3 protein-coding genes are annotated in these 1,649 nt (G+C 60.9%); 1 reads left to right on the forward strand and 2 read right to left on the reverse strand.

Annotated elements, in window-relative coordinates:
* On the reverse strand, positions 1-800 hold an 800-nt coding region (locus tag KIP88_RS48970; RefSeq protein ID WP_374226618.1), incomplete at its 3' end, for a reverse transcriptase domain-containing protein.
* Entirely contained in the window at positions 773-1,375 is a 603-nt protein-coding gene (locus KIP88_RS48975; RefSeq protein ID WP_374226619.1) for a maturase, read from the reverse strand. The genes KIP88_RS48970 and KIP88_RS48975, both read right to left, overlap by 28 nt.
* 48 nt (positions 1,376-1,423) lie before the next feature.
* Between KIP88_RS48975 and KIP88_RS45680 the strand changes: the two genes are divergently transcribed.
* Positions 1,424-1,649: hypothetical protein (locus tag KIP88_RS45680; RefSeq protein ID WP_214494603.1), on the forward strand; the 226-nt coding region annotated here is incomplete at its 3' end.

Raw genomic sequence — 1,649 nt, forward strand, 5'->3', positions numbered from 1 at the left:
GTCGTCCAGTCTTTCTGGCTCCGCTGCCGTAGCGTGCGCCGCCAGAGATTGGTGACGTGGAATAGGAACGCGGTCAGTGTCGAACTGTTTGTCGGCACCGCGTGGTAGTTGAAGTAGCCGGTGACGACCTGCTGCAACCATCTTCCCTGCTGGGGAATCGGCTGATGAATGCTCCGTCGCAGTTCCTGTTTGATGGCTTGCAACTTTGCCTGCATGCGATCCCGCCGGGACTTCCGTTTGATTTGGAATTTGCCCCGACGAGTTTTGCCGCAGATAAAGGTGAAGCCCAGGAAGGCGAAGGTCTCCGGTTTGCCGAGCCCGCGCCGCTTGCGGTTTTCCACCGCGAAGCGTCCAAACTCGATCAGCCGGGTCTTCTCCGAATGAAGCGACAGTGCAAACTCCTGTAACCGCTTACGCATCTCGTCGAGGAAGCGACGGGCGTCGGTCTCGTGCTCAAAGCCAACAATGAGGTCGTCGGCGTAGCGCACGATGATCATATTGCCCGCAGCCTCACGCCGTCGCCAGCGCTCGGCCCAGAGGTCGAAAGCGTAGTGCAAGTAGAGATTGGCCAGAAGCGGTGAGATCACCGATCCCTGCCCGGTCCCCTTGTCACTGACCGTCACGACCCCGTCTTCCAGAACGCCTGCCTTGAGCCATTTCTGGATCAGGCGGATGATGCGTCGGTCGCCGACGCGATGTTCCACAAACTTGATGAGCCACTCCTGGCTCACTGTGTCGAAGAACGAGCGGATGTCGGCGTCCAGTATCCAGTTCACCTTTGTGCTGGTGATCCCGACCATGAGCGCATCCATCGCATCGTGCGTGCTGCGTCCGGTCGGAACCCATACGAGAACCCGAGGAAATCTTCCTCGTAGATCGCGCTCAGCACCGCAGCCGTGGCCCTCTGGACGATCTTGTCCTCAAGGGCGGCGACCGCGATCGGGCGTTGCCGACCATCCGGCTTGGGTATGTAAACCCGCCGCGACGGTAGTGCCCGATACGCTCCCCGATGGACGCGAGCATGCAGGTCCTCAAGATTGCGCTCAAGGTGCTGCTCGTAGTCCCGACATGTCAGCCCGTCCACTCCAGCTGCAGCATTCTCCTTGAGTTCAGAGAATGCCTCTGCGAGGTGATCAATACTGACGTGATGGAAGAGCGCGGTGAACTTCTCCTTCTTCCTTTGCCTTGCAGCTTGCCGTATGCGCGCCAGCGCCTGTGACACGGTTGCCCGGTACTGTGTCCGGCCCGTGCTTTGCTGACTCACATTCCCCTCGGCCCCCGCCCTTGGCTCCACCAACTCCGCAGCCGGTTGCCCGGCTTTGTTCGTCGGCTTCACAGCTACTATGGCGGGGTCAGACTTCTCATGATCGTACATCGTCGGCTACGGCTCCTCGCCTTCCCGACGCGGACCAGTGCAGCACGCATGCTGGCGCTGGCCGACCATGAGATCTCCCGGTTCCCGAGCAAAGAGCGTGCGCACATGCCAGTGTCTAAGACCACGCCGGGCCGTCTGGGCGCTCGCGTTATCGCGCCCATCCGTGTTGCCTTCCGTCACCGGAACGACGTCGGCACCCAGGATGAGGGTACTTTCGCGGCTCAATGGCTGGCCTATGCGCTCCCCTGTCAACGCTTCGCCAATACCCTCACGG

The sequence above is a fragment of the Bradyrhizobium sp. SRL28 genome, from assembly GCF_018596315.1.
Lineage (GTDB): Bacteria > Pseudomonadota > Alphaproteobacteria > Rhizobiales > Xanthobacteraceae > Bradyrhizobium.

Bases quoted from the DNA above. Each gene is read 5' to 3' on its own strand.
- KIP88_RS48975 (WP_374226619.1), bottom strand. From the start codon at position 1,375: ATGTACGATCATGAGAAGTCTGACCCCGCCATAGTAGCTGTGAAGCCG.